Genomic DNA, 21,890 nt, shown 5'->3' with positions numbered 1-21,890 from the left:
ACGAGGTCTGGGGTTTCTTCTTTGCGCGGCAGAAAGTCGGGCGTGGGCAGCGCCGCCTGGCGGGGTAACCTGCAGGACCCGTGATCGCCGTACCTGGGTGGTCGCTCTGCAAGCAGGCTTAAGTAATCCCTCCTGGCGGTCGCCTTGCGTTGACGAATCACAGGTTATCAACGCGTACGTCCTCTTCGCATGACGTCGATCGATAGCACCTGATCCTCGCGATCCAGCCAGACGTGGCGAGCACTAAGGCAATCTCCTATGCGTCAATCGAGTCGAATCACCTTCCGTTCCACCTTTCGCATCAAGATCAGTGATCGAGAGCGCGACACGCTGATCGGTTATGCCGGCGACGTTTCCGAGTGTGGGATGAAGCTGCTGAGCGATACGCTCGTAGAGCCGGGCAGCACGCTCAAGCTGAGAGTGCGCATGCGCGATCGGGAGGGGAACCTGCGTCAGGTGGACGTGGACATGGTCTGCCAGTGGTCGCAGGAGAACACCCGCACCGGCTTCTTCGAAGCGGGCATGGCCCTGCAGGGCGAGTCGGCCGAATACGTGCGTTTGATCGAGGGAATGCGCAAGCTGCGCAAGGAGAAGGCGTGAGCCTCGGGTGGCAGGGCTGATGGGGCGGATGCCGAGTACGGCATCCACCCTGTTGGTGAGGCTTTTCGACTAGCCCAGGGTGCCGAGGATGTTGACGCCTACCCTGTCCGGGATCTCGTTCTGCGACAGCACATGCAGGCCGGGGCTGAAGACGCGGGCATAGCGTGCCAGCAGGGGGCGCAGCTGTGGCATGACGGTGAGGATCGGCGGATGGCCGTCCTTGCGCAGTTTCTCCTTCACCACCGGCATGGTGTTCTGCAGCTGGTTGAGCAGGCTGGGTTCGACCGGGATGTTGTCCAGGCTCACCGGGCCGGCCTGCTGGGCGATGGCCAGGGCGTTGAGCAAGGTGTTCTCCAGCGCATTTTCCAGGATGAATACCGACAGTTCCTGACGCTCCCCGGCGATCATGCCGACGATGCTGCGGCGCAGGGCATAGCGCACATCGGAGGCGAGCAGCACCGGGTCCTTGGTCGACTCGCTGGCCTCCAGCAGGGTGGTGGCGATGGTGACGATATCCTTGAGCGGCACCTGCTCCTGCAGCAGCTGACGGTAGACGCGATGCTGCTGGGTGTAGCTCAGCTGGGTCTTCAGGCTGTCGGCCAGCTTCGGTGCCTGCACCTGCAGGCGCTGCATCAGATGGTCGACGTCATCGTGCTTGAACACATCCGGCAGGTGTTCGCGGATCACCTTGTTCAGGTGGGTGGCGATCACGCTGGCACAGTCGATCACCTGGTAGCCGAGGTTGAGCGCGCGGGCCTTGTCTTCCGGCTGAATCCACACCACCTGCATGCGGTAGGCCGGGTCGACGCCGAGTATGCCGTCGATCTCGCCGTACAGCTCCGGTGAAGGGATGGCCATCATGCGGTCGGCATGCAGTTCGGCGCCGTCGATCTTCTCGCCGTTGATCTGGATGCTGTACTGCGAGGCCTTCAGGCGCAGGCTGTCGCGGATATGCACTTCCGGCAGGAGGAAACCCAGGCTTTCCGAGAGCGTCTGGCGTACACCGCGAACGCGCTGGGTCAGCGGTGCCCCGGCGGCCTCGTTGACCAGCCCTACCAGCTTGTAACCCAGCGATACCGACAGACGCTCGACCAGGGGGATGTCTTCCCAGGCCAGGTGCTGCGCGCGCTCCTGCTCCATCGCTTTGCCCAGGGCCTCCACCTGCTCCAGGCTGGCAGCCTCTCGGGGTGGGCCGTTGCGCGCCACCATCCAGCCGACGAAGGCCACCAGGGCGGCGAAGCTGATGAACGCCAGGTGCGGCATGCCCGGCACCAGGGCCAGGGTGAAGAGGATGCCGGCCACGGTGTAGAGCAGCGCCGGCTGCGCCAGCAACTGACGATGCACCTGGTCGGTGATTTCCGAGGATTCGTTGATCCGCGTGACGATGATCGCCGCAGCGGTGGACAGCAGCAGCGCCGGAATCTGCGCGACCAGGCCGTCGCCGATGGTCAGCAGGGCGTACTGCTGGAATGCCTGGCCGGCGCTCAGGTCGTAGACGAACAGGCCGATGGCGAAGCCGCCGAACAGGTTGATCAGGAGAATCAGGATGCCGGCGATGGCGTCGCCCCGGACGAACTTCGAGGCGCCGTCCATGGCCCCGTAGAAGTCGGCTTCCTTGGCCACTTCCGAACGGCGACGCTTGGCCTCGTTCTGCTCGATCAGGCCGGCGTTGAGATCGGCGTCGATGGCCATCTGCTTACCGGGCAGCGCGTCCAGGGTGAAGCGCGCGGTGACTTCGGAGATGCGCTCGCCGCCCTTGGTGATGACGATGAAGTTGATGATCATGAGGATCACGAACACCACCAGGCCGACGATGAAATTGCCGCCGATCACCACCTCGCCGAAGGATTCGATGACCTTGCCTGCCGCGCCGGTGCCGATATGACCTTCGAGCAGCACCACGCGGGTGGAGGCGACGTTCAGGCACAGGCGCAGCAGGGTGGTGATGAGAATCACCGTGGGGAACAGGGAGAAATCCAGCGGGCTTTTCGACGACACGCTGACCAGCAGCACCAGGATCGCCATGGCGATGTTGAAGGTGAACAGGGCATCGAGCAGCACGGGCGGCAGTGGCAGGATGACCATGGCCAGGATCGACAGGATCAGCACCGGGATGCCGATGCGGCCGCTGCGGAAGGTGGGCGCGAGTTGCTGCAGTAGGTTCATGGATCAGCCCCTGTTGGCCAAGCTGTCGGGAATCGGAAGGTTGCTCGCCAGTTGCGGCTTGCTCCTGCGGCCCTGGCGCCAGGCCTTGAGCTGCAGGATGTAGGTCAGTACATGGGCGACCGCGGTGTAGAGCGGTGCGGGAATCTGCTGGTTGACCTGGGTGGTGAAGTAGATGGCGCGCGCCAGCGGCGGCACTTCGACGACCTCGAGTTCGTGCTTGGCAGCCATCTGGCGCATGTACAGCGCGGTTTCATCGACCCCCTTGGCCAGCACGAAGGGGGCCTGGGCCTTTTTCGTGTCGTACTTGAGGGCGACCGCGTAGTGCGTCGGGTTGGTGATGACCACGTCGGCGCTCTTGATCACCTTGCTGATCTGCCGTTGCAGCATCTGCCGCTGCAACTGCTTGATGCGCGCTTTGACCTCCGGGCGACCCTCCTGGTTCTTGTGCTCTTCCTTGCGCTCCTGTTTGGTCATGCGCATTTTCTTGAGGAAGAAGTAGCGCTGCAGCGGGATGTCGATGAAGGAGAACACCACGAAGATCAGCATCAGGCAGAGGGTCAGGTTGAACGTCAGGTCCAGCGCCGCCGAAATCGCTTCCAGCACACTGCTGCGCTGCAGGGCGATCAGCTGTGGCAAGGCGGCACGCACCAGCACGTAGCCGACGCCGAGCAGCACCAGCACCTTGAGGATCGACTTGAGCAGCTCGCTCCAGTTCTGCGCGGAGATGATCCGTCCCAGGCCGGTGATGGGATTGAGCTTGCTCAGCTTGGGCGCGAAGTTCTTCGCCGAGAACACCCAGCCTCCCGGCACCAATGACAACGCCACCACCAGCAGCGAGGTGAGCAGCAGCGGCGACAGCAGCTTGATGAACACCAGCAGGTTGTAGCCGAGCAGGGTGTCGAGGTCGTCCAGGCCGATCTCGCTGTGGCCGAACTGAATGTAGGAAAGGCGGAAGCTGTCGCTGAGCCCCTCCATGAACAGCCCCGCACTGAACTTGAGAATGAACAGGGTGGCGATCAGCGAGATGGTGGTCGACAGGTCCTTGGAGCGCGCGACCTGGCCGTCTTCCTTGCTCTTCTTGAGTTTGTGCGCGGAGGCTTCTTCGGTTTTCTCCTGGCCGCTGTTCTGCTCAGACATCGCCGCCCTCGCGCAGGATCACGCCGATGCCGTTGAGCAGCTCGCGGGTCAGGTGCAGGTAGCTGTCCGGCAGGTTCGGCAGGGTCAGATAGATGCACAGCAGGCCCATCAGGATGCTGATGGGGAAGCCCAGGGAGAACAGGTTCATCGCCGGGGAAATGCGGTTGAGCAGGCCGAAGCAGAACTGCACCAGGGTCAGGCAGAACACGATCGGCAGCGTCACCAGCACGGCAGCCGCCAGTACCCAGGCGAAGGCCTGGATGAAGTGCTCGGCACCCAGGTAATGCAGGCCGCTGCCCACCGGCCAGAACAGGAAGCTCTGGTACAGCACGCTGACGGTGACCAGGTGACCGTCGATGGCGAAGAACAGCAGCACCAGCAGGATGAAGTACAGCTGATAGACGATCGAGGACGACGACACGCCGTTCACCGGGTCGTTGTAGCGCGCCATGCTCATGCCCATCTGGGTCGATACCACCTCGCCGACCAGCATGAAGATGGTGAACACCAGCTGCAGGGTCAGGCCCAGCAGGATGCCGAAGGCGGCCTGTTCCAGGGCGGTCAGCACGCCGCGCAACGACAGCGGGTCAATCTGCGGCATGTCCGGCAGGGCGGCACCGAGCGCCACGGTCAGGGCCAGGGCGAGGAGGATGCGTACGCGCACCGATACCGTCTTGTGGTTGAACAGCGGCGCCATGCTGAGCAGCGCGGCGATGCGGCAGAAGGGCCACCAGTAGGCCTGCAGGCTGCTCAGGTAGGTGCTGGCATGCAGCAAGGGCTCGTGCATGGGCATGGCGTCAGCCGACCAGATGGCCGGCCTGCTTGAAGGTTTCGATGAACAGGTCGCCCAGCGTGCGCAGGATCCAGTGGCCGGCGAACACCAGCATGGCGAGGGTGATCAGCAGGCGCGGGAGAAAGCTGAGCATCTGTTCGTTGATCTGCGTGGCCGCCTGGAAGATGCTCACCAGCAGGCCGCCGAGCAGGCTCGGCACCACCAGCACGCAGACGATCAGGCCGGTGATGTAGACGGCGTGGGCCACCAGTTCGGCGGCGTGTTCGGGCGTGAGCATCGCGCGGGCCTCGCTAGTAGGGCTGAATGCTGGTGGTGAGGGTGCCGACCAGCAGGGTCCAGCCATCCACCAGCACGAACACCATGAGTTTGAACGGCAGCGAAATCATCATCGGCGAGAGCATCATCATGCCCATCGCCATGAGCACGCTGGCCACCACCAGGTCGATCACCAGGAACGGCACGAAGATCATGAAGCCGAGCTGGAAGGCGGTCTTCAGCTCGCTGAGGACGAACGCCGGCAGCAGCAGGGAAAAGTCCAGCTGGGCCAGGTCTTCGGGCATCTCCTCGCCGGCCAGGGCGACCAGGGTTTCCAGCGAGTTCTTGCTGGTCTGCGCCAGCATGAACCGACTGATGATGCGCTTGCCTTCACCGAGGCCCTGTTCGAGGCTGATCTGGTCGGCTTCGAATGGCACGTAGGCTTCGCTGTACATCTCCTGCCAGACCGGGCGCATCACCAGCAGCGTCAGGCACAGGGCGATGCCGACCAGCACCGGGTTGGGCGGGCTCTGCTGCAGGCCGATGGCCTGGCGCAGGATGGCCAGGACGATGATGAAGCGGGTGAAGCAGGTCATCATCATCAACATGGCCGGAAGGAAGCCCAGCAGCGTCATCATCAGCAGGATTTGCAGCTTGACGCTCAGGGTCTGGCCATCTTCGCTGTCGTTGAAGTTGAACAGGGTGATGTCGCCACCGGCGGCCTGGGCCAGCAACGGGCAGCACAGGGCTGTCAGCAGCAGACCGGATTGCAGCAGGCGGCGCCGCATCACACGCCCAGCCCGCTGAGGCCGCTACCGGACAGCTCGACGATGCGCAGGCCGTAGTTGCCGTTCATCACCACCACTTCGGCCTTGGCGAACAGGGCGCCGTTGACCTTCACATCCAGCGGCTCGCCGGCCAGCTTGTCGAGGGCGATCACGCTGCCGGCGTCGACGTCCATCAGCTCCTTGAGGGTGATCTCGGTGGAGGCCACCTCCAGGGTGACGTTGACCGGGATCTTGCCGAAGAAGCTCAGGTCCTGCTGTGGCAGGCTGGCCGGCGCTTCTGCGGGCGTCGATTCGCTGACCAGCTCGTCGGTGCCGAGGCCGGCATCGTTGATCAGGCTGTCGAAATCGTTGTCGGAAATGGGGCTGCTCATGGGGTCTTCACACTCTCGAGAGAAGTCAGGAACAAGGCGCCTTCGTCTTCGAAGATGGCGCCGCGAAACAGCTTCTGCTGGTTGATCTTTACGTCGCAGTGCTCGAGCAGTCGCATCGGCAGGACGTCGCCGGGGCGCAGGGCGAGCGCCTGCGCCAGCGGCATCTGCAGGCTGGCGACCACGCAATCCAGGCGCACCGGCAACTGGCGGATCTGGTTGAGCGAGCTGCCGCTCTGCGCGGGGGGCGCCGGCGGGGTCAGGCGGCTGGTCATCTCGTCGACCAGTTGCGTATCCAGGTAGATGAAGATCGACGACTGGCTGCCGGTGATATGGCTGCTGAACTGCAGCTCCGCCACGTATTCCCAGGCCGCTTCTTCGTAGGCGTTCTCGTAGGGCTCGAGCTTGCCGAAGGTCTGGCCGGCGAGAATCGAGCGGGCGAACAGCTGGGCGACATCCAGCCCCAGGCGTGTGCGCATGCGCTGTTCCGAGGTGCTGACCGGCGGCGCCTCGTGATTGGGCAGGCAGGTGCCGCCGTAGTAGCACTCCAGCGCTTCGGTCAGCAGTGCCCGATCCATCGCGAAACCGACCTTGCCCAGGGCCGAGCGATAACGGCACTCGGCTTCCCTGCTCACGTGCTCATGCACGTCGACCCGCAGCAGTTCGAGATTGATTCGATAGGCGCGCAGAAAGTAGTCGCTGATGATGCGCGGGTATTTGGCGGAGAGCTCGCGAATATAGTGAGGAATCTTGTGGTAATGCCGGCCAAGTTTCTGCGGTTTCAACCGGGGCAGACTGTCGGCGGGCACGCCATGAAGGACTTTTTTAATCCCGGTCATGTTGTGAGCTGTATTCCTGGTTGTAACTGCGCGAGCGCTGTTCGGCAGTCGAACAGGCAGTGCAGAGGACGTTTTGATTTACCGGCAGGCCATGGCGGGAAGCCGTGGTCGTGGCGTCGAATTCATCCAGGCACAGCGCTGCAAGCCAGTGATGACGAGGGCGAGTCTAGGGGGAGGGAGGGCGGGAAATTAAATCAATAGATATCAAATGCTGTTTTTGATAGCGGCTGGCCAGCATTGATAGGAAATAACAGCAAGTAATTCGGCGATTTTTTGTGCGCTTGTTAACGTTCGCGCCGTGAACCGTCGCACCTAGGGAAGGTGCATCGGCAAGTTCCGCCGAGTTGACCAACAAGAGCGACGGGAAGTTTCGAAAGATTAAGGGACCGCGTGAAAAAAAACTGTCATCGAGTTGGCAGTTTTGCACACGGGGTCGAAGGCAGCCGCCGAACGCACACAGACAACGGGTGATTTACCTTGCAGCACTCAACTCAAACGGTAAGTTACGCCTGCGACGAGCTGTTCGATGAACAGCTGGGGCAGCAACATATAGTCGTGGTCGGCCAGGCCGACGCGGCCAGCGAGCGTCTGTTGACGGGCGGCCTGCTGCGCCAGGGCTTCCGTGTCCGGCGTTTCGCCAACTGCCTTGAACTCGACCCGCATGCGCTGCAAGGCGCCAGCCTGGTGCTGGTGTTCGTCAGCAGTCTGGCCGGCAGCACCCTTTATGCACAGGTGGGCGCGATCCTGCGCCAGGTCGGTCGCGTCGGCGTGGTGCCGGTGGTGGAGTATGCCGATCAGGAGAAGGCCGCGACGCTGCTCGAACTGGGCTGCGTCGACTACCTCCTGGCGCCGTTCAGCGAGGCTCAGCTCAGCGCACTGTTGCGCCGCCAGGAATCGGCCAGCGCCGGCGAGGAAGGTTTCGTGTCCTGCTCGCAGGCCGGGCGTCGTCTGCTGGCCATGGCGCAACGCGTGGCGATGACCCGTGCGCCGATTCTCATCAGCGGGGAGACCGGCACCGGCAAGGAGCTGATGGCGCGCTACATTCATCGCTTCTCAGCCCAGGACGACGCGCCCTTCATCGCGGTCAACTGTGCGGCGATTCCCGAGCAGATGCTCGAGTCCATCCTCTTCGGCCACGAGAAAGGCGCCTTCACCGGCGCGGTGAACGCCCAGCCCGGCAAGTTCGAACTGGCCAACGGCGGCACGCTGCTGCTCGACGAGATCGGCGAGTTGCCGCTGGGCCTGCAGGCCAAGCTGCTGCGCGTGCTGCAGGAGCAGCGCGTCGAACGCCTCGGTGGACGTCGCGAGATCGCCCTGGACGTGCGCATCATCGCCGCCACCAACCGCGACCTGCAGCAGGAAGTGGCGCAAGGGCGTTTCCGTGCCGACCTGATGTTCCGCCTCGATGTGCTGCCACTGCACATCAGCCCGCTGCGTGAGCGCAAGGAGGATGTGCTGGCGCTGGCGCGGCGTTTCATCCGCCAGTACGCGCCGCAGGATGCGCGCCACGAACTGCTGACCGAGGACGCCTGCCGCGCCCTGCTGGCCCACGACTGGCCGGGCAACGTGCGCGAGCTGGAGAACTGCCTGCAGCGCGCGCTGATCCTGCGCAACGGGCTGTACATCCAGGCGCAGGACCTGGGCCTGAGCCTGTCGCCCAGCAGCGCCCCGGAGCTGGCGCCACGCCTGCAGCCACAAGCGCTCGAAGGCGGCAAGGCGGCGCTGCGCGCAAGCGGCAAGTGGGCCGAGTACCAGCATGTGATCGACACCATCCGCCGTTTCGGCGGGCACAAGACCAAGGCCGCCGAAAGCCTTGGCATGACCCCACGCGCACTGCGCTATCGCCTCAATGCCATGCGTGAGCAGGGCGTGCAGATTCCCGTTTAGGAGAAGCAAAGGATGAACTCGATCAGTCAGGTGCAGCAGGATCTGCTGGGCCGTATGGAGCAGCTCAGAAGCCTCAGCGAGGCGACCCCGGTCCAGCCGGCGCAAGCCTTTGCCGTGCAGCCCGGCGAGGCGGGTTTCGCCGCCGCCTTCGACGATGCGGTGCGCGCCGTGGACGCTCAGCAGCATCGCTCCGGCGAACTGATGGCGGCCGTGGACAGCGGGCAGAGCGATGACCTGGTGGGGGCGATGATCGAGAGCCAGAAGGCCAGCGTCTCGTTCAGTGCGCTGATGCAGGTGCGCAACAAGCTGGCCAGCGCCTTCGACGACATCATGAAGATGCCGCTGTAAGCGGAGCGGAGACCTGACGCGTGCTGCAGACCCTGAGAAGCAAACTGCCCGAAGGTGGGCTGAAACTCGACCCGCGCATGACCCTGGCTGGGCTGGCGTTGCTGGCCGCGCTGCTGGCGGTCGGCGTGGTGTTCTATCTCTGGCGCGACCAGGGTTCGTTCCGGCCGCTGTACGGCAGCGGCGAGGCCTACCCGGCGGCCGAGGTGATGCAGGTGCTCGATGGCGATGCGATCAGCTACCGCCTGCACCCGCAGAGCGGCCAGGTGCTGGTGCGCGAGGACCAGCTGAGCCAGGCGCGCATGCTGCTGGCGGCCAAGGGCGTACAGGTCAAGGTGCCGGCCGGCTACGAGCTGTTCGACAAGGACGAACCGCTGGGCACCAGTCAGTTCGTCCAGGACGTGCGCCTCAAGCGCAGCTTGGAGGGCGAGCTGGCGCGCACGGTGATGGCGCTGAAGGGCGTCGAGGGCGCGCGCGTGCACCTGGCGCTGCAGGAAAGCAGCTCCTTCGTGGTCGGCAAGCGCGAGCCGGGCAAGGCCTCGGTGATGCTGCAGCTGGCACCGGGCTACAAGCTGACGCCGGAGCAGATCAGCGCCATCGTCAATCTGGTCGCCGGCAGCGTGCCGCAGCTGGAGGCGGGCAACGTGCAGGTGGTCGACCAGTACGGTGCGCTGCTGTCCCGCGGGATCGATAGCCACGGCGGCCCGGTGCAGAACTGGCAGGTGGTCGACGACTACCAGAGCAAGGCGGTGGCCAATGCCGAGGCGGTGCTGGCGCCGGTGCTGGGTGGCGGCAACTACCGCATCAGCGTGGCCGCCGACATCGACTTCAGCCAGAAGGAAGAGACCTTCCAGTCCTACGGCGAGACGCCGCGCCTGCGCAACGAAGTGCTGCGCGACGAGAGCGTGCTCGACCAGCTGGCGCTGGGGGTGCCGGGGTCGCTGGCCAACCGCCCGCCGCAACCGGCGCCCGAGCCGGCCCCGGGGCAGGCCGCAAATGAGCAGGACAGCGCGAACAAGGCGGCCACCTCGCTGCGCAAGGAGTCCAACCGCCAGCTGGATTACGACCAGAGCGTCACGCACGTCAAGCATGCGCCGTTCAGCCTGCGCCAGCAGAGCATCGCCGTGGTGCTCAATGCCGCCGTGGCCCCGGAAGGTGGCTGGACGCCCGAGGCGCGCGAGGAACTCGCGGCGATGGTCAAGAGTGCGGTGGGCTTCAATCAGGCGCGTGGCGACCTGCTGACCCTGAGCGTGTTCCCCTTCACCGACGCCGGCCTGGCGACTGCGGCGGGCGAGGCTCTGCCCTGGTGGCAGGACGCCAAGGTGCATGACCTGGCCAGGCTCGGCGTGTTCGCCCTGATCAGCCTGTTGCTCCTGCTGCTGGTGGTGCGTCCGGCCGTGCGCAGCCTGAGCCAGCGCAGCCAGCCTGGGCTGCCTGCGGCGAGCGAGGGCGACGAGCAGCTCGCCCTGCATGCCGAACGCGCCGCTGAGCGCCTGCTGGCGCGTGTCGGTGACGACGCGCCTGGGGCCACCGTGCTCGGTGAACTCAGCCCGTTGTCGGAAATCCGTCTGCCGGCGCCCGGTTCGGGCCTGGAGCTACAGATCGAACACCTGCAGATGCTGGCCAAGAACGATCCCGAGCGCGTCTCGGAAGTCATCAAACAGTGGATAGGGCGCAATGAACGAGACCTCAACCCAGCCTGACGGCCGCGGCGGTTCCACCGCCAAGGAAATGCGCCTGCGCGTGCAGAAGCGTTCGTTGAGCTCCTCCGAGCAGGCCGCCATTCTCATGCTGAGCATGGGCGACGAGATTTCCGCCGGGGTGCTCAGGCACTTCTCCCGCGAGGAGATCGTCGCCATCAGCCAGGCCATGGCGCGCCTGTCCAACGTCAAGCAGCCGATGGTCTCCGACGTCATCGGCCGTTTCTTCGAGGACTACAAGGAGCAGAGCAGCATCAAGGGCGCCTCGCGTGGCTACCTCGACGGCATGCTCAGCAAGGCGCTGGGCAGCGAGATCACCCGTTCGCTGCTGGACAGCATCTATGGCGAGGAGATCCGCGCCAAGATGGCCAAGATGGAGTGGCTCGACCCGAAGCAGTTCGCCGCGCTGATCGCCAAGGAACACGCGCAGATGCAGGCGGTGTTCCTCGCCTTCCTGCCACCCGGCATGGCCAGCGACGTGCTCGAGTGCATGCCGCGCGAGCGGCAGGACGAGCTGCTGTACCGCATCGCCAACCTCAGCGAGGTCAACAGCGACGTGATCGCCGAGCTGGAGCTTCTGATCGAGCGCAGCCTGGCCGTGCTCAGCACCCAGGGTTCGCAGGTGCGCGGCATCAAGCAGGCAGCGGACATCATGAACCGCTTCAAGGGTGACCGCGGGCAGATGTTCGAGCTGTTGCGCGCGCATGACGATCAGCTGGTCGAGCGCATCGAGGATGAAATGTACGACTTCTTCATCCTTTCACGGCAGAACCAGGACGTATTGCAGGCGCTGCTCGAAGCCGTGCCGCTGGAGGAGTGGGTGGTCGCGCTCAAGGGCGCCGAGCCGGAGCTGGTGCGCGCCATCGCTGGCGCCATGCCCAAGCGCCAGGCGCAGCAGATGGAGTCGATCAACCGCCGCCAGGGCCCGGTGCCGCTGAGCCGGGTCGAGCAGGTGCGCAAGGACATCATGGCGGTGGTGCGCGAGATGTCGGCCAATGGTGAGCTGCAGGTGCAGCTGTTCCGCGAACAGACGGTGGAATGAGATGACGCTCAAGGTGATCAACGGCGACGCCCGGCAGTGGCGCGCCTACCGCTTCCCGCCGCGCAGCAGCCAACCGAGCGAGGACTGGAGCGGCGATCCGGCCGGGCTGCAGCGGGCCATGGCCGATGGCTTCCAGCAGGGCATCGAGAAGGGCTACCAGGACGGTCTGCAGCAGGGCGAGGAGGCCGGGCGCCAGGCCGGTTTCGAGCAGGGCCGCGAGGACGGCATGAAGCTCGGCCGTGACGAGGGGCGCAGCGAGGGGCGCCGCGCCTTCGAGCTGGCGGCGCAGCCGCTGCAGGCCATCAGCGAGCAGGTCGAGCACTACCTCGGCGAACTGGAGCACAAGCGGCGCCAGGAACTGCTGGAGCTGGTCAGGAAGGTCTCGCAGCAGGTCATTCGCTGCGAGCTGACCCTGCATCCGACGCAGCTGCTGGCGCTGGTCGAGGAGGCCCTGAGCGGCATGCCGGGCGAGCCGGAGGACGTTCAGGTGCTGCTGAGCCCCGAGGAGTACGCGCGGATCAGGTCGGTGGCGCCGGAACGTGCCGCGGGCTGGAAACTGGTGGCCGACGAGCGCCTGGCGCTCGGCGAATGCCGGGTGGTCACGCCACAGGCCGAGGCCGACGTCGGCTGCCAGCAACGCCTGGATGCCTGCATCGACACCCTGGCCGAACACCTGCACCTGACCGAAGCCTGACCGGGAGCCGTCGCCAGCATGCTCGACTACAAACTCGACGAAGCGCTGCGCTCGCTCGATGGCGTGCAACTGGCCAAGGTGGCCGGGCGCCTGGTGCGGGTCTCCGGGATGTTGCTGGAAAGCCTCGGCTGCCAGCGCAGCACCGGCCAGCGCTGCCGTGTGGAGCAGGCCGACGGCAGCCTGCTGGACGCCCAGGTGGTCGGCTTCAACCGCGATATCACCTACCTGATGCCGTTCAAGAAACCGGTGGGCCTGGCGGCTGGCTCGCGGGTCTTCCCGGCCAAGGACGAGGCGGTGCTGCACATCGACGAGTCCTGGCTGGGGCGGGTGGTCAATGGCCTCGGCGAGCCACTCGACGAGCGCGGCAAGCTCAGTGGTCGCGATCCGTTGCCGGTCGAGCTGCCCAGCGTCAACCCGCTCAAGCGCCGCCCGGTGGAGGCGGCGCTGGATGTCGGCGTGCGCGCCATCAATGGCCTGCTGACCCTGGGCAAGGGGCAACGCGTCGGCCTGTTCGCCGGCTCCGGGGTGGGCAAGAGCGTGCTGCTGGGCATGATCACCCGGCAGACCAAGGCGGACGTGGTGGTGGTCGGGCTGATCGGCGAGCGTGGCCGCGAGGTGCAGGAGTTCATTCTCCACTCGCTTGGCGAAGAGGGCCTGCGCAAGGCGGTGGTGGTGGTGGCGCCGGCCAACGAATCACCCTTGATGCGGCTGAAGGCCACCGAGCTGTGCCACAGCATCGCCGCCTACTTCCGCGACCAGGGCCAGGACGTGCTGCTGCTGGTCGACTCGCTGACCCGCTATGCCATGGCCCAGCGCGAGATCGCCCTGGCGCTGGGCGAGCCGCCGGCGACCAAGGGTTATCCACCGTCGGTGTTCGGCATGCTGCCGGAGCTGGTGGAGAGTGCCGGCAACGGCGAGAGCGGCAGCGGCAGCCTCAGCGCCATCTACACCGTGCTGGCCGAGGGCGATGACCACCAGGACCCGATCGTCGACTGCGCACGGGCGATCCTCGACGGCCATATCGTGCTATCGCGGCGCCTGGCCGATGTCGGGCATTACCCGGCCATCGACATCTCCGCCTCGGTCAGCCGCTGCATGAGCCAGGTCGGCGAGGCCGCGCACCTGGCCGCAGGCCGCCAGTTCAAGGAGTTCTACAGCACCTTCGAGAAGATCAAGGAGCTGATCCCGCTCGGCGGCTACACGCCGGGCATGGATGCCCGGACCGACCGCGCCGTGCAGCTGGCGCCGAGCCTCGAACGCTTCCTGCGCCAGGAGGTCGGCGTCGCCGCCGAGCTCGGCGCCAGCATCGCCACCTTGCAGAGCATCATCAAATGAAAGAGCAGCTAGAAGTGCTGGGGCGGCTGGCCAGCCTGCGTGGCAACCGGGTGCAGCAGATGCTCGGTCGGGTCAGTTATCAACAGAACCTGTGCCAGCGCTATCGCAACAACATCACCGGGCTCAGCCGCTTGTGCGGTTTCAGCGTGCCGATGACCACGCCGCTGCAGCGCGACAACCAGCAGCGCTACAAGGCCACGCTGTACAAGATGGTGGAGCTGCAGCGCCGCGAGCTGGCGCTGGCCGAGGAGAACCTGGCGCGTATCCAGCGCGAGTTGCTGACGGCCATGCGCAGCGAGAAGGTGATCAACCAGTTTCTAGAGAGCAAGCTGGGCCAGTGGCATGAGCTGCTTGCCCGCCAGGAACAGACGATCCAGGATGGCCTGGCGGCGCAGGCCTGGTGGCGCGCACAGGTCAGCTGACGGGCGGTGCCGCGAGATTATTTTTGCGCCTGGGGTTTAAGTGCTGGCCGTATCGGGTCGCTCTTAGGCCATAACACCACGAGTTGGATTCGAATCATGGAAATCAGCAGGCACCTCAAGCCCGGTCTCAACCTGCCCAGCGACGTCCCCGCCAAGGTGCAGGGCGCGCGGCCGCAGCAGGAGACCCCCGCGCGCGCCAGTGCAGGCGCCGAGCCGCGTCTCGAACAGCTGCAGGCGGCGCTGCAGAGCCTGCCGGACGTCGATCTGGACAAGGTCGCCCAGCTCAAGGCGGCGCTGGCCAATGGCGAGCTGAGCAGCGACCCGGCGGCGCTGGCCAGCAGCATGCTGACCTATCACAGCGGTAGCGATGCGTGACCACAGCGCGTGAGCAACAACTGCTCCAGGTCGTCGAGCAGGACCTGCATCAGGACTGCGCCGACTACCTCGCCCTGCGCGGGCTGATGCAGGAGCTGTATCAGCAGTTGCTCAAGCGCGACAGCCGGCAGATCGACCTGCTCAACGAGCAGATCCTGCCACTGGTGGACCAGGCCAGGGCGCGGGCCGAGCGTCGCAGCAAGGTCCTGGCCGCCTTCCAGCTGGGTACCGGCCACAGCGCCATGCACAAGCTGCTGGCGCGCTATCCGCAGGCCCAGCGCAATCACCTTTCCCACACCTGGGAGCAGCTTGGCCTGCTGGCCGGGCAGTGCAAGCGCCTCAACGAGCGCAACGGCAAGCTGCTGGCCATGCACCACGAAATTCTCGAGCAGTTGCTCGGCGAGCCAGGAGCGGCTCAGCTGTACGCGCCGCCACCCTACTGAGGCAGCCCGGACGCAGCGTGGTAGACTCGCGCGCTTCCGATCCGTGGTGATTGTTCTCCGTGTCTCACGCCGCCCTCGCTCATCCTCCGCGCTGGTTGACCCATGCCCAGTTGCATCCGCAACCGACTGCCGCTGTCCGCGACTGGCTGTTCAACGGTGACTCGCTGACACGGCGCCTGACCGCCCTGTCGCACGACGGCTTCTCCGTGACCCCGTTGCAGGAAGGCTGGCAGCGCCTGCGCAACGACGAATGCGCCCTGCTCGGCGTGGCCGATGGCAGCCAGGGCTGGGTGCGCGAGGTCTACCTGCGTGGCCACGGGCAGCCCTGGGTCTTCGCCCGCAGCGTGGCGGCGCGCAGCGTGCTCGAAGGCTCCGGACTGAACCTGGCTGAACTGGGCAGCCGCTCGCTGGGCGAACTGCTGTTCAGCGACCGTGCCTTCGACCGCGGCGAGCTGCAGGCCTGTCGCTATCCGGCCGCCTGGTTGCCGCCGGCGGTGCGTGAAGAGCGCCTGTGGGCGCGGCGCTCCTGCTTCAGCCGCGCAGCGCTCGGCGTGCTGGTGGCCGAAGTCTTCCTGCCGGCGTTCTGGCAGGCGGCGGGTCTCGAAGCGTAGGCCGCAAGCCCGTGCCGCGTCTGCCAGCAAGCGCCTGTGCCCGAAGGCATGGGCGTACCTGGCGCCTGTAACGGTGGATGAGGACAGCGTCATCCACCCTGCGCCGCCAACCCCTTTATAATCCGCGCAACCTGCACGGAGACGCCGCGATGTACACCCGCCTGCTGCAATCGACCACCCGCCTGCACCCGCGTGCCTGGGACTTCATCCAGCTGATGCGCCTGGAAAAGCCCATCGGCATCTACCTCCTGCTGTGGCCGACGCTGTGGGCGCTGTGGGTGGCGGGCGAGGGCGTGCCGAGCGTGAAGAACCTGTTCATCTTCGTCGTCGGCGTGATTCTGATGCGCGCCGCAGGCTGCGTGATCAACGACTACGCCGACCGCAACTTCGACGGCCATGTCAGCCGCACCAAGGCACGCCCACTGGCCAGCGGCAAGGTCACGCCACGCGAAGCGCTGGTGCTGTTCGCCGTGCTGGTGGCGCTGAGTTTCGTGCTGGTGCTGTTCACCAATGCCACCACCATCTGGCTGTCCTTCGGCGGCCTGGCCCTGGCCGCCTGCTACCCCTTCATGAAGCGCTACACCTTCTACCCCCAGGTAGTGCTCGGCGCAGCGTTCTCCTGGGGCATGCCGATGGCCTTCACTGCCGAGACCGGCAGCCTGCCGCCCGAGGCCTGGCTGCTGTACATCGCCAACCTGCTGTGGACGGTGGCCTACGACACCTACTACGCGATGGCCGACCGCGAGGACGACCTGAAGATCGGGGTGAAGTCCACCGCCATCCTCTTCGGCGACGCCGACCGTCTGATCATCGCGACCCTGCAGGGCCTGGCGCTGCTCTGCCTGCTGCTGGCCGGTGCGCGCTTCGAACTGGGCCTGTACTTCCATCTTGGCCTGCTGGTGGCCGCTGCCTGCTTCGCCTGGGAGTTCCACGTGACCCGCCGCCGCGAGCCGCTGGTGTGCTTCAACGCCTTCCTGCACAACCACTGGGCGGGGTTGGCGATCTTCATCGGCATCGTGCTGGACTATGCCCTGCGCTGAGTGAGCGATAAGCATGCTGCGCTGGCGCTCAGCCCGACGGTCGCTCCCGTTGGCAGCGTGCGTCAGCTGGCGAAATCGCGACCCTGCTCCCGGCACTGCCGCGCGCTTGTCATATCGCTGCAATAATTCCGTTATCTAATGCGGCGCAGACAGATGAACGAACAGAGGCTAAGGCCCCATGGTTGGCAAGAACATCCTGATCGTCGATGACGAAGCACCGATCCGCGAAATGATCGCGGTGGCCCTGGAGATGGCCGGTTACGAGTGCCTGGAAGCGGAGAGTACCCAGCAGGCCCATGCCGTCATCGTCGACCGCAAACCCGATCTGATCCTGCTCGACTGGATGCTGCCGGGTACCAGTGGCATCGAGCTGGCACGCCGCCTGAAGCGCGACGAGCTGACCAGCGATATCCCGATCATCATGCTCACCGCCAAGGGTGAAGAGGACAACAAGATCCAGGGCCTGGAAGTCGGCGCCGACGACTACATCACCAAGCCCTTCTCGCCGCGCGAGCTGGTGGCGCGCCTCAAGGCCGTGCTGCGCCGGGCCGGTCCGAGCGACAGCGAGGCGCCGATCGAGGTCGGTGGCCTGCTGCTCGACCCGATCAGCCATCGCGTCACCATCGACGGCAAACCGGCCGAAATGGGGCCGACCGAATACCGCCTGCTGCAATTCTTCATGACCCATCAGGAGCGCGCCTATACCCGTGGCCAGCTGCTCGATCAGGTCTGGGGTGGCAACGTCTACGTCGAGGAACGTACCGTCGACGTGCATATCCGTCGCCTGCGCAAGGCGCTCGGCGATGCCTACGAAAACCTGGTACAAACCGTGCGCGGGACTGGCTATCGTTTCTCCACCAAAGGCTGAGCCGCTGGTGCTGCGCGTCGGCCCTGCCGCGTCGAGAACAGGTCCGGCAGGCCGCGAGCGGCCAACGCAGTTTGGTGAGGCCCCTAAGGGCGAACGTGGTGAGTAATGCGCATGTACAGACGTACAATCGCCCGCGACGCCGAGCGTTCCGCAGTTGCCTGCGCGGGGGCGTCATCGGTATTGCATGGCTCCAGCTCGCAAGCTCGTGAAGCTGCTGCTGCGAGCTCGCTCTTCAGACAAGGATGCGTTCCATCGTGAATCAAGACTGGCGTGGTGCCGTGGTGCGCCGGCTGTTGCTGCTGATCGGCGCCTGCCTGCTGCTGGGTTTCATAACCGGGGAATATGCCTGGGTGCTGGCGTGTGGTCTGGCCATTCACCTGGGCTGGACCCTCAGCCAGCTGTTGCGCCTGCACAAATGGCTGCGCGAGCACAAACCCGACGAACCGCCGCCGGACGGCTACGGCCTGTGGGGCGAGGTGTTCGACAGCATCTACCACCTGCAACGGCGCAACCAGAAGGCGCGTGGCCGCCTGCAGGCGGTGATCGACCGCGTGCAGGAGTCCACCGCTGCGCTCAAGGATGCAGTGGTGATGCTCGACAGCCAGGGCAACCTGGAATGGTGGAACCGTGCCGCCGAGACCCTGCTGGGCCTGAAAACCCCCCAGGACAGTGGCCAGCAGCTGGCCAACCTGGTGCGCGACCCGCGCTTCAAGGAGTACTTCGAGCGCGGCAACTATGCCGATGCCCTGGAGATTCCCTCGCCGGTCAATGACCGTCGGCGCCTGCAGTTCCATATCACCCGCTACGGTAACCGCGAGCATCTGCTGCTGGTGCGTGATGTCACCCGTCTCCATCAGCTGGAACAGATGCGCAAGGACTTCGTCGCCAACGTCTCCCACGAACTGCGCACGCCGCTGACGGTGATCGCCGGCTATCTGGAGACCCTGCTGGACAACGTCGAAGCGGTCAATCCGCGCTGGCTGCGTGCCCTGCAGCAGATGCAGCAGCAAGGCGCGCGCATGCAGACGCTGCTCAACGACCTGCTGCTGCTGGCCAAGCTGGAGGCCACGGACTATCCCTCGGACAATCAGCCGGTCGCGGTCGACCTGATGCTGCTGTCGATCCGCAACGATGCCCAGGCGCTGTCAGCCGATCAGTTGCATCGCATCAGCCTGGAGGCCGATCCGCACCTCAAGCTCAAGGGCAGCGAGGCCGAACTGCGCAGCGCGTTTTCCAACCTGGTGTTCAACGCGGTCAAGTACACGCCGGCCGGCGGCGAGATCCGCATCCGCTGGTGGGGTGACGAGAAGGGCGCACACCTGGCCGTCAGCGACACGGGCATGGGCATCGACGCCAAGCACCTGCCGCGCCTGACCGAGCGTTTCTACCGCGTCGACTCCAGCCGTGCCAGCAACACGGGCGGCACCGGGCTGGGCCTGGCGATCGTCAAGCATGTGCTGCTGCGCCATCGCGGCAACCTGGAGATCGGCAGCGAGCTGGGCCGCGGCAGCACCTTCACCTGTCACTTCGCCCCGGCCCAGGTGGTGCAGCGCGCCCGCTGAATGCTTGCATTCGGCGCGGCGAGGCTCCACCCTCTAGCGATCATTGGCCAACCCGAACCTTCATGGACCCCTCCACGAGCCTCTCCGTTTCCACCTATCTCGCCGACTTCGGCCTCATGCTGTTCGCCCTGTTTCTGGTCCTGCTCAACGGCTTCTTCGTTGCCGCCGAGTTCGCCATCGTGCGCCTGCGTGCCACCAAGGTCGACGCGCTGGCCGAGGCGCATGGCTGGCGCGGGCACATCCTGCGCACCGTGCACAACCAGATGGACGCCTACCTCTCGGCCTGCCAGCTGGGCATCACCCTGGCTTCGCTGGGCCTGGGCTGGGTCGGTGAGCCGGCCTTCGCCGAGCTGCTGACGCCGCTGCTGGCGGCACTGGGTATCGATTCGCCGGCGCTGATCCACGGCATCGCCTTCTTCACCGCGTTCGCCATCATCTCCTACCTGCACATCGTCATCGGCGAGCTGGCGCCCAAGTCCTGGGCGATTCGCAAGCCGGAGCTGCTGTCGCTGTGGACGGCGGCGCCGCTGTACGCCTTCTACTGGCTGATGTACCCGGCGATCTTCGTCCTCAACGCCAGCGCCAACGCCATCCTGCGCATCGCCGGGCAGGGCGAGCCCGGCCCGCATCATGAACACCACTACAGCCGTGAAGAGCTGAAGCTGATCCTGCACTCCAGCCGCGCCAGTGCCGACAGCGACCAGGACCTGCGCGTGCTGGCCTCGGCCGTTGAACTGGGTGAGCTGGAAGTGGTGGACTGGGCCAACTCGCGCGAGGATCTGGTCTACCTGGAACTCAACGCCAGCCTGGACCAGGTGTTCACCACCTTCCGTCGGCACAAGTACAGCCGCTATCCGATCTACGACGAGAGCAAGGAAGAGTTCGTCGGCGTGCTGCACATCAAGGACCTGCTGCTGCAACTGTCGCTGCTGGAAATGCTGCCCTCGGCGCTCAAGCTCGGCGACATGATGCATCCCCTGGAGCGGGTCAGCCGGCACATGCCGCTGTCGCAGCTGCTCGAGCAGTTCCGCCAGGGCGGTGCGCACTTCGCGCTGGTCGAGGAAGCCGACGGCAAGGTCATCGGCTACTTGACCATGGAGGACGTGCTGGAGGCATTGGTCGGCGACATTCAGGACGAGCACCGCAAGGCCGAGCGCGGCATCCTGGCGTACCAGCCGGGCAAGCTGCTGGTACGTGGTGACACGCCGCTGGCCAAGGTCGAGCGCCTGCTCGGTGTCGACCTCGACCACATCGAGGCCGAAACCCTGGCCGGCCTGATCTACGAAACCCTCAAGCGCATGCCCGAGGAAGAGGAAGTGCTGGAGACCGACGGCCTGCGCATCATCGTCAAGAAGATGAAAGGCCCCAAGGTGGTGCTGGCCAAGGTCCTCAAGCTCGACTGACCGAGCGGCCGCCGATGCTCTGCAGGGCAGGGCGGCAGCGTAGCGCGAGCAGCCCCAGGGTGGCGGCATACAGGCCGATGACCGTCAGCCCGACCCATTGAATCTCGAACGGCGTGAAGCGGAACGTCAGCACCAGCGCGCCGAGCAGGACGAAGTGGCAGGCGATGAAGCGCGCACGCCCCAGCCGCTGCACGCTGAGCCCCAGGTTGTCGCTGTACAGGCGCACCAGGGAGTCCACCGAGTTGATCACGAAGATCACCCCGACCGCGAGCATCGCCAGCTTCCACAGTGGCGCGATGGCGATGCCATCGGTGAAGTAGTGGTAGAGCACGGCAAACCAGATCGCCAGGGGAATCGACGGGATGATCAGCAGCGCCAGCAGCAGCTGGTAGGTCTTCAGCCCGCCGACGAAGCGCGAGACGAACTGGCCGATCATGATGCTCCAGGCGAACCACCAGAACAGGTAGAAGGCGTGATAGTCGCTGAGCGGCACGACGAAGTGCGGCAGCTTGGCGAAGTAGCCGCTGCCGATGTCGCCGGCCGCCCGGGCGAAGCTGTCCGGGCCGACCCCGCCGACGATGGTCATCGCCAGGATCAGGCCGAAGAACAGCCAGGTGGAGGCCACGCTGAGTACCTTCAGGTAGCGGATGTCGGTGCTGGAATAGATCGCGGCGAGCAGGATGGCGACCACCGTCAGGTACTGCCAGGTTTCGCTGATCTCCGGCGCGTACCAGGCGATGTTGACCAGGAACAGGTACGCGGTGAAGGCGCAGGTGGAGACGATCACCAGGTTGTTTACCAGCTTCACCGGGCGCAGTTCGAACAGGCGCACCCTGGGCTCGATCACGCAGAAGTAGAAGGTGGTGATGAAGTACATGGCCCAGATCAGGAAGCCCCAGAAGCCGAAGGCGACCGCCAGCGGGTTGGAGAACTGGTAGGGCTGCTCGCTGGCGTAGATCGGAAATTCGGTCATCGGGAAGATGATCAGCCCCATGTCGAGCCCGGAGGTGAAGAGGATCGCCAGGAAGGTGAACAGGCCGACCGGCTCGCTGCCGGTGCAGCGCAGGCGACCCCAGCGCAACAGCACCCAGAGGGTCAGGCCGAGCAGCGCCAGGGACGCTGCACAAAGGACGAGGTTCATCGGTGCAAGCCTCTTGTTGTTATGGGTGGGCACGGCTTATCCGCTGCCGAGGCCTGGCGATACTGCCGAAGTCGGA

Annotated in this window: 23 protein-coding genes; 15 read left to right on the top strand and 8 right to left on the bottom strand. The window is 65.4% G+C overall.

What is annotated here, in order from left to right:
* Positions 1-258: 258 nt before the first annotated feature.
* Positions 259-600, top strand: coding sequence for a PilZ domain-containing protein (locus tag E4487_RS14870; protein ID WP_175253742.1), 342 nt, complete (start codon positions 259-261; stop codon positions 598-600).
* Between the two features lie 69 nt (positions 601-669).
* Here the strand turns inward: E4487_RS14870 and E4487_RS14865 are convergent, their stop codons facing one another.
* The 7 genes from E4487_RS14865 to E4487_RS14835 are packed head-to-tail and all read right to left on the bottom strand — an operon-like array spanning position 670 to position 6,946.
* Positions 670-2,766: a flagellar biosynthesis protein FlhA gene (locus E4487_RS14865; RefSeq protein WP_175253741.1), complete on the bottom strand. Its 2,097-nt coding sequence runs from the start codon at positions 2,764-2,766 to the stop codon at positions 670-672.
* A 3-nt stretch (positions 2,767-2,769) separates the two neighbouring features.
* Positions 2,770-3,903 (bottom strand): flagellar biosynthesis protein FlhB, encoded by a 1,134-nt coding sequence (gene flhB / locus E4487_RS14860; protein ID WP_175253740.1) that lies wholly within the window; start codon positions 3,901-3,903, stop codon positions 2,770-2,772.
* Positions 3,896-4,690: a flagellar biosynthetic protein FliR gene (gene fliR, locus E4487_RS14855; RefSeq protein WP_047587258.1), complete on the bottom strand. Its 795-nt coding sequence runs from the start codon at positions 4,688-4,690 to the stop codon at positions 3,896-3,898. Before fliR ends, flhB begins: the two co-directional genes overlap by 8 nt.
* A 10-nt stretch (positions 4,691-4,700) precedes the next feature.
* Complete coding sequence (locus E4487_RS14850; RefSeq protein WP_037051071.1) at positions 4,701-4,973, bottom strand: flagellar biosynthetic protein FliQ; 273 nt, start codon at positions 4,971-4,973, stop codon at positions 4,701-4,703.
* Between the two features lie 13 nt (positions 4,974-4,986).
* Positions 4,987-5,739: a flagellar type III secretion system pore protein FliP gene (gene fliP, locus E4487_RS14845; RefSeq protein WP_037051400.1), complete on the bottom strand. Its 753-nt coding sequence runs from the start codon at positions 5,737-5,739 to the stop codon at positions 4,987-4,989.
* Positions 5,739-6,110: a flagellar motor switch protein FliN gene (fliN, locus tag E4487_RS14840; protein ID WP_047587253.1), complete on the bottom strand. Its 372-nt coding sequence runs from the start codon at positions 6,108-6,110 to the stop codon at positions 5,739-5,741. Before fliN ends, fliP begins: the two co-directional genes overlap by 1 nt.
* On the bottom strand, positions 6,107-6,946 hold the full coding sequence (locus E4487_RS14835) for a FliM/FliN family flagellar motor switch protein (RefSeq protein WP_150607084.1): 840 nt from the start codon (positions 6,944-6,946) through the stop codon (positions 6,107-6,109). Before E4487_RS14835 ends, fliN begins: the two co-directional genes overlap by 4 nt.
* A gap of 477 nt (positions 6,947-7,423) precedes the next feature.
* Here E4487_RS14835 and E4487_RS14830 point away from each other — a divergent pair, with 477 nt between their 5' ends.
* The 14 genes from E4487_RS14830 (at position 7,424) to E4487_RS14765 (ending at position 20,673) form a co-directional block, all read left to right on the top strand.
* Positions 7,424-8,833 carry a sigma-54-dependent Fis family transcriptional regulator gene (locus tag E4487_RS14830; RefSeq protein WP_175253739.1) on the top strand — a complete coding sequence of 470 codons (1,410 nt, stop codon included), beginning with the start codon at positions 7,424-7,426 and terminating at the stop codon, positions 8,831-8,833.
* Positions 8,834-8,845: 12 nt separating this feature from the next.
* Positions 8,846-9,181: a flagellar hook-basal body complex protein FliE gene (locus E4487_RS14825; protein WP_037051080.1), complete on the top strand. Its 336-nt coding sequence runs from the start codon at positions 8,846-8,848 to the stop codon at positions 9,179-9,181.
* 20 nt (positions 9,182-9,201) lie between these two features.
* Complete coding sequence (fliF, locus tag E4487_RS14820; RefSeq protein ID WP_175253738.1) at positions 9,202-10,881, top strand: flagellar basal-body MS-ring/collar protein FliF; 1,680 nt, start codon at positions 9,202-9,204, stop codon at positions 10,879-10,881.
* Positions 10,856-11,920: a FliG C-terminal domain-containing protein gene (locus E4487_RS14815; RefSeq protein ID WP_037051085.1), complete on the top strand. Its 1,065-nt coding sequence runs from the start codon at positions 10,856-10,858 to the stop codon at positions 11,918-11,920. The genes fliF and E4487_RS14815 overlap by 26 nt, the downstream gene beginning before the upstream one ends.
* 1 nt (position 11,921) lies before the next feature.
* Positions 11,922-12,614, top strand: coding sequence for a flagellar assembly protein FliH (gene fliH / locus E4487_RS14810; protein WP_037051086.1), 693 nt, complete (start codon positions 11,922-11,924; stop codon positions 12,612-12,614).
* An 18-nt stretch (positions 12,615-12,632) separates the two neighbouring features.
* Positions 12,633-13,949, top strand: coding sequence for a flagellar protein export ATPase FliI (gene fliI, locus E4487_RS14805; RefSeq protein WP_037051087.1), 1,317 nt, complete (start codon positions 12,633-12,635; stop codon positions 13,947-13,949).
* The gene (locus tag E4487_RS14800; protein WP_175253737.1) at positions 13,946-14,371 is read left to right on the top strand and encodes a flagellar FliJ family protein; all 426 of its coding nucleotides are present in this window, start codon (positions 13,946-13,948) and stop codon (positions 14,369-14,371) included. Before fliI ends, E4487_RS14800 begins: the two co-directional genes overlap by 4 nt.
* Before the next feature lie 96 nt (positions 14,372-14,467).
* Complete coding sequence (gene flgM, locus E4487_RS14795; protein ID WP_047587244.1) at positions 14,468-14,746, top strand: flagellar biosynthesis anti-sigma factor FlgM; 279 nt, start codon at positions 14,468-14,470, stop codon at positions 14,744-14,746.
* Positions 14,743-15,189, top strand: coding sequence for a flagellar export chaperone FlgN (gene flgN, locus E4487_RS14790; RefSeq protein ID WP_037051093.1), 447 nt, complete (start codon positions 14,743-14,745; stop codon positions 15,187-15,189). Before flgM ends, flgN begins: the two co-directional genes overlap by 4 nt.
* A gap of 59 nt (positions 15,190-15,248) precedes the next feature.
* Positions 15,249-15,800, top strand: a complete 552-nt coding sequence (locus tag E4487_RS14785) for a chorismate lyase (RefSeq protein ID WP_175253736.1) — start codon at positions 15,249-15,251, stop codon at positions 15,798-15,800.
* Between the two features lie 149 nt (positions 15,801-15,949).
* Complete coding sequence (gene ubiA / locus E4487_RS14780; protein WP_134677622.1) at positions 15,950-16,840, top strand: 4-hydroxybenzoate octaprenyltransferase; 891 nt, start codon at positions 15,950-15,952, stop codon at positions 16,838-16,840.
* 178 nt (positions 16,841-17,018) lie between these two features.
* Positions 17,019-17,708: a phosphate regulon transcriptional regulator PhoB gene (gene phoB / locus E4487_RS14775; protein ID WP_175253735.1), complete on the top strand. Its 690-nt coding sequence runs from the start codon at positions 17,019-17,021 to the stop codon at positions 17,706-17,708.
* A gap of 242 nt (positions 17,709-17,950) precedes the next feature.
* On the top strand, positions 17,951-19,270 hold the full coding sequence (gene phoR, locus E4487_RS14770; RefSeq protein ID WP_047587239.1) for a phosphate regulon sensor histidine kinase PhoR: 1,320 nt from the start codon (positions 17,951-17,953) through the stop codon (positions 19,268-19,270).
* A gap of 62 nt (positions 19,271-19,332) precedes the next feature.
* Complete coding sequence (locus tag E4487_RS14765; RefSeq protein WP_037051098.1) at positions 19,333-20,673, top strand: hemolysin family protein; 1,341 nt, start codon at positions 19,333-19,335, stop codon at positions 20,671-20,673.
* Here the strand turns inward: E4487_RS14765 and E4487_RS14760 are convergent.
* A complete protein-coding gene (locus E4487_RS14760; protein WP_175253734.1) occupies positions 20,660-21,814 on the bottom strand; it encodes a BCCT family transporter in 1,155 nt (384 codons plus the stop codon). The two genes, E4487_RS14765 and E4487_RS14760, sit on opposite strands and share 14 nt — an antisense overlap.
* Positions 21,815-21,890 lie beyond the last annotated feature (76 nt).

The sequence above is a fragment of the Pseudomonas sp. BMW13 genome, from assembly GCF_013357275.1.
GTDB lineage: Bacteria > Pseudomonadota > Gammaproteobacteria > Pseudomonadales > Pseudomonadaceae > Aquipseudomonas > Aquipseudomonas khazarica.
The sequence above is the reverse complement of the archived record's forward strand: the minus strand, read 5'-3'. Positions and strand labels throughout refer to the sequence as shown.

Excerpts from the sequence above, each read along its gene's own strand:
- fliN (WP_047587253.1), bottom strand. The coding sequence starts at position 6,110 with ATGAGCAGCCCCATTTCCGACAACGATTTCGACAGCCTGATCAACGAT.
- flgM (WP_047587244.1), top strand. The coding sequence starts at position 14,468 with ATGGAAATCAGCAGGCACCTCAAGCCCGGTCTCAACCTGCCCAGCGAC.
- phoR (WP_047587239.1), top strand. The coding sequence starts at position 17,951 with ATGCGTTCCATCGTGAATCAAGACTGGCGTGGTGCCGTGGTGCGCCGG.
- fliP (WP_037051400.1), bottom strand. The coding sequence starts at position 5,739 with ATGCGGCGCCGCCTGCTGCAATCCGGTCTGCTGCTGACAGCCCTGTGC.
- fliR (WP_047587258.1), bottom strand. The coding sequence starts at position 4,690 with ATGCACGAGCCCTTGCTGCATGCCAGCACCTACCTGAGCAGCCTGCAG.
- ubiA (WP_134677622.1), top strand. The coding sequence starts at position 15,950 with ATGTACACCCGCCTGCTGCAATCGACCACCCGCCTGCACCCGCGTGCC.
- E4487_RS14825 (WP_037051080.1), top strand. The coding sequence starts at position 8,846 with ATGAACTCGATCAGTCAGGTGCAGCAGGATCTGCTGGGCCGTATGGAG.
- E4487_RS14865 (WP_175253741.1), bottom strand. The coding sequence starts at position 2,766 with ATGAACCTACTGCAGCAACTCGCGCCCACCTTCCGCAGCGGCCGCATC.
- E4487_RS14835 (WP_150607084.1), bottom strand. The coding sequence starts at position 6,946 with ATGACCGGGATTAAAAAAGTCCTTCATGGCGTGCCCGCCGACAGTCTG.
- E4487_RS14760 (WP_175253734.1), bottom strand. The coding sequence starts at position 21,814 with ATGAACCTCGTCCTTTGTGCAGCGTCCCTGGCGCTGCTCGGCCTGACC.
- E4487_RS14870 (WP_175253742.1), top strand. The coding sequence starts at position 259 with ATGCGTCAATCGAGTCGAATCACCTTCCGTTCCACCTTTCGCATCAAG.
- E4487_RS14850 (WP_037051071.1), bottom strand. The coding sequence starts at position 4,973 with ATGCTCACGCCCGAACACGCCGCCGAACTGGTGGCCCACGCCGTCTAC.
- phoB (WP_175253735.1), top strand. The coding sequence starts at position 17,019 with ATGGTTGGCAAGAACATCCTGATCGTCGATGACGAAGCACCGATCCGC.
- fliI (WP_037051087.1), top strand. The coding sequence starts at position 12,633 with ATGCTCGACTACAAACTCGACGAAGCGCTGCGCTCGCTCGATGGCGTG.
- E4487_RS14800 (WP_175253737.1), top strand. The coding sequence starts at position 13,946 with ATGAAAGAGCAGCTAGAAGTGCTGGGGCGGCTGGCCAGCCTGCGTGGC.
- E4487_RS14815 (WP_037051085.1), top strand. The coding sequence starts at position 10,856 with ATGAACGAGACCTCAACCCAGCCTGACGGCCGCGGCGGTTCCACCGCC.
- fliH (WP_037051086.1), top strand. The coding sequence starts at position 11,922 with ATGACGCTCAAGGTGATCAACGGCGACGCCCGGCAGTGGCGCGCCTAC.
- E4487_RS14765 (WP_037051098.1), top strand. The coding sequence starts at position 19,333 with ATGGACCCCTCCACGAGCCTCTCCGTTTCCACCTATCTCGCCGACTTC.
- flhB (WP_175253740.1), bottom strand. The coding sequence starts at position 3,903 with ATGTCTGAGCAGAACAGCGGCCAGGAGAAAACCGAAGAAGCCTCCGCG.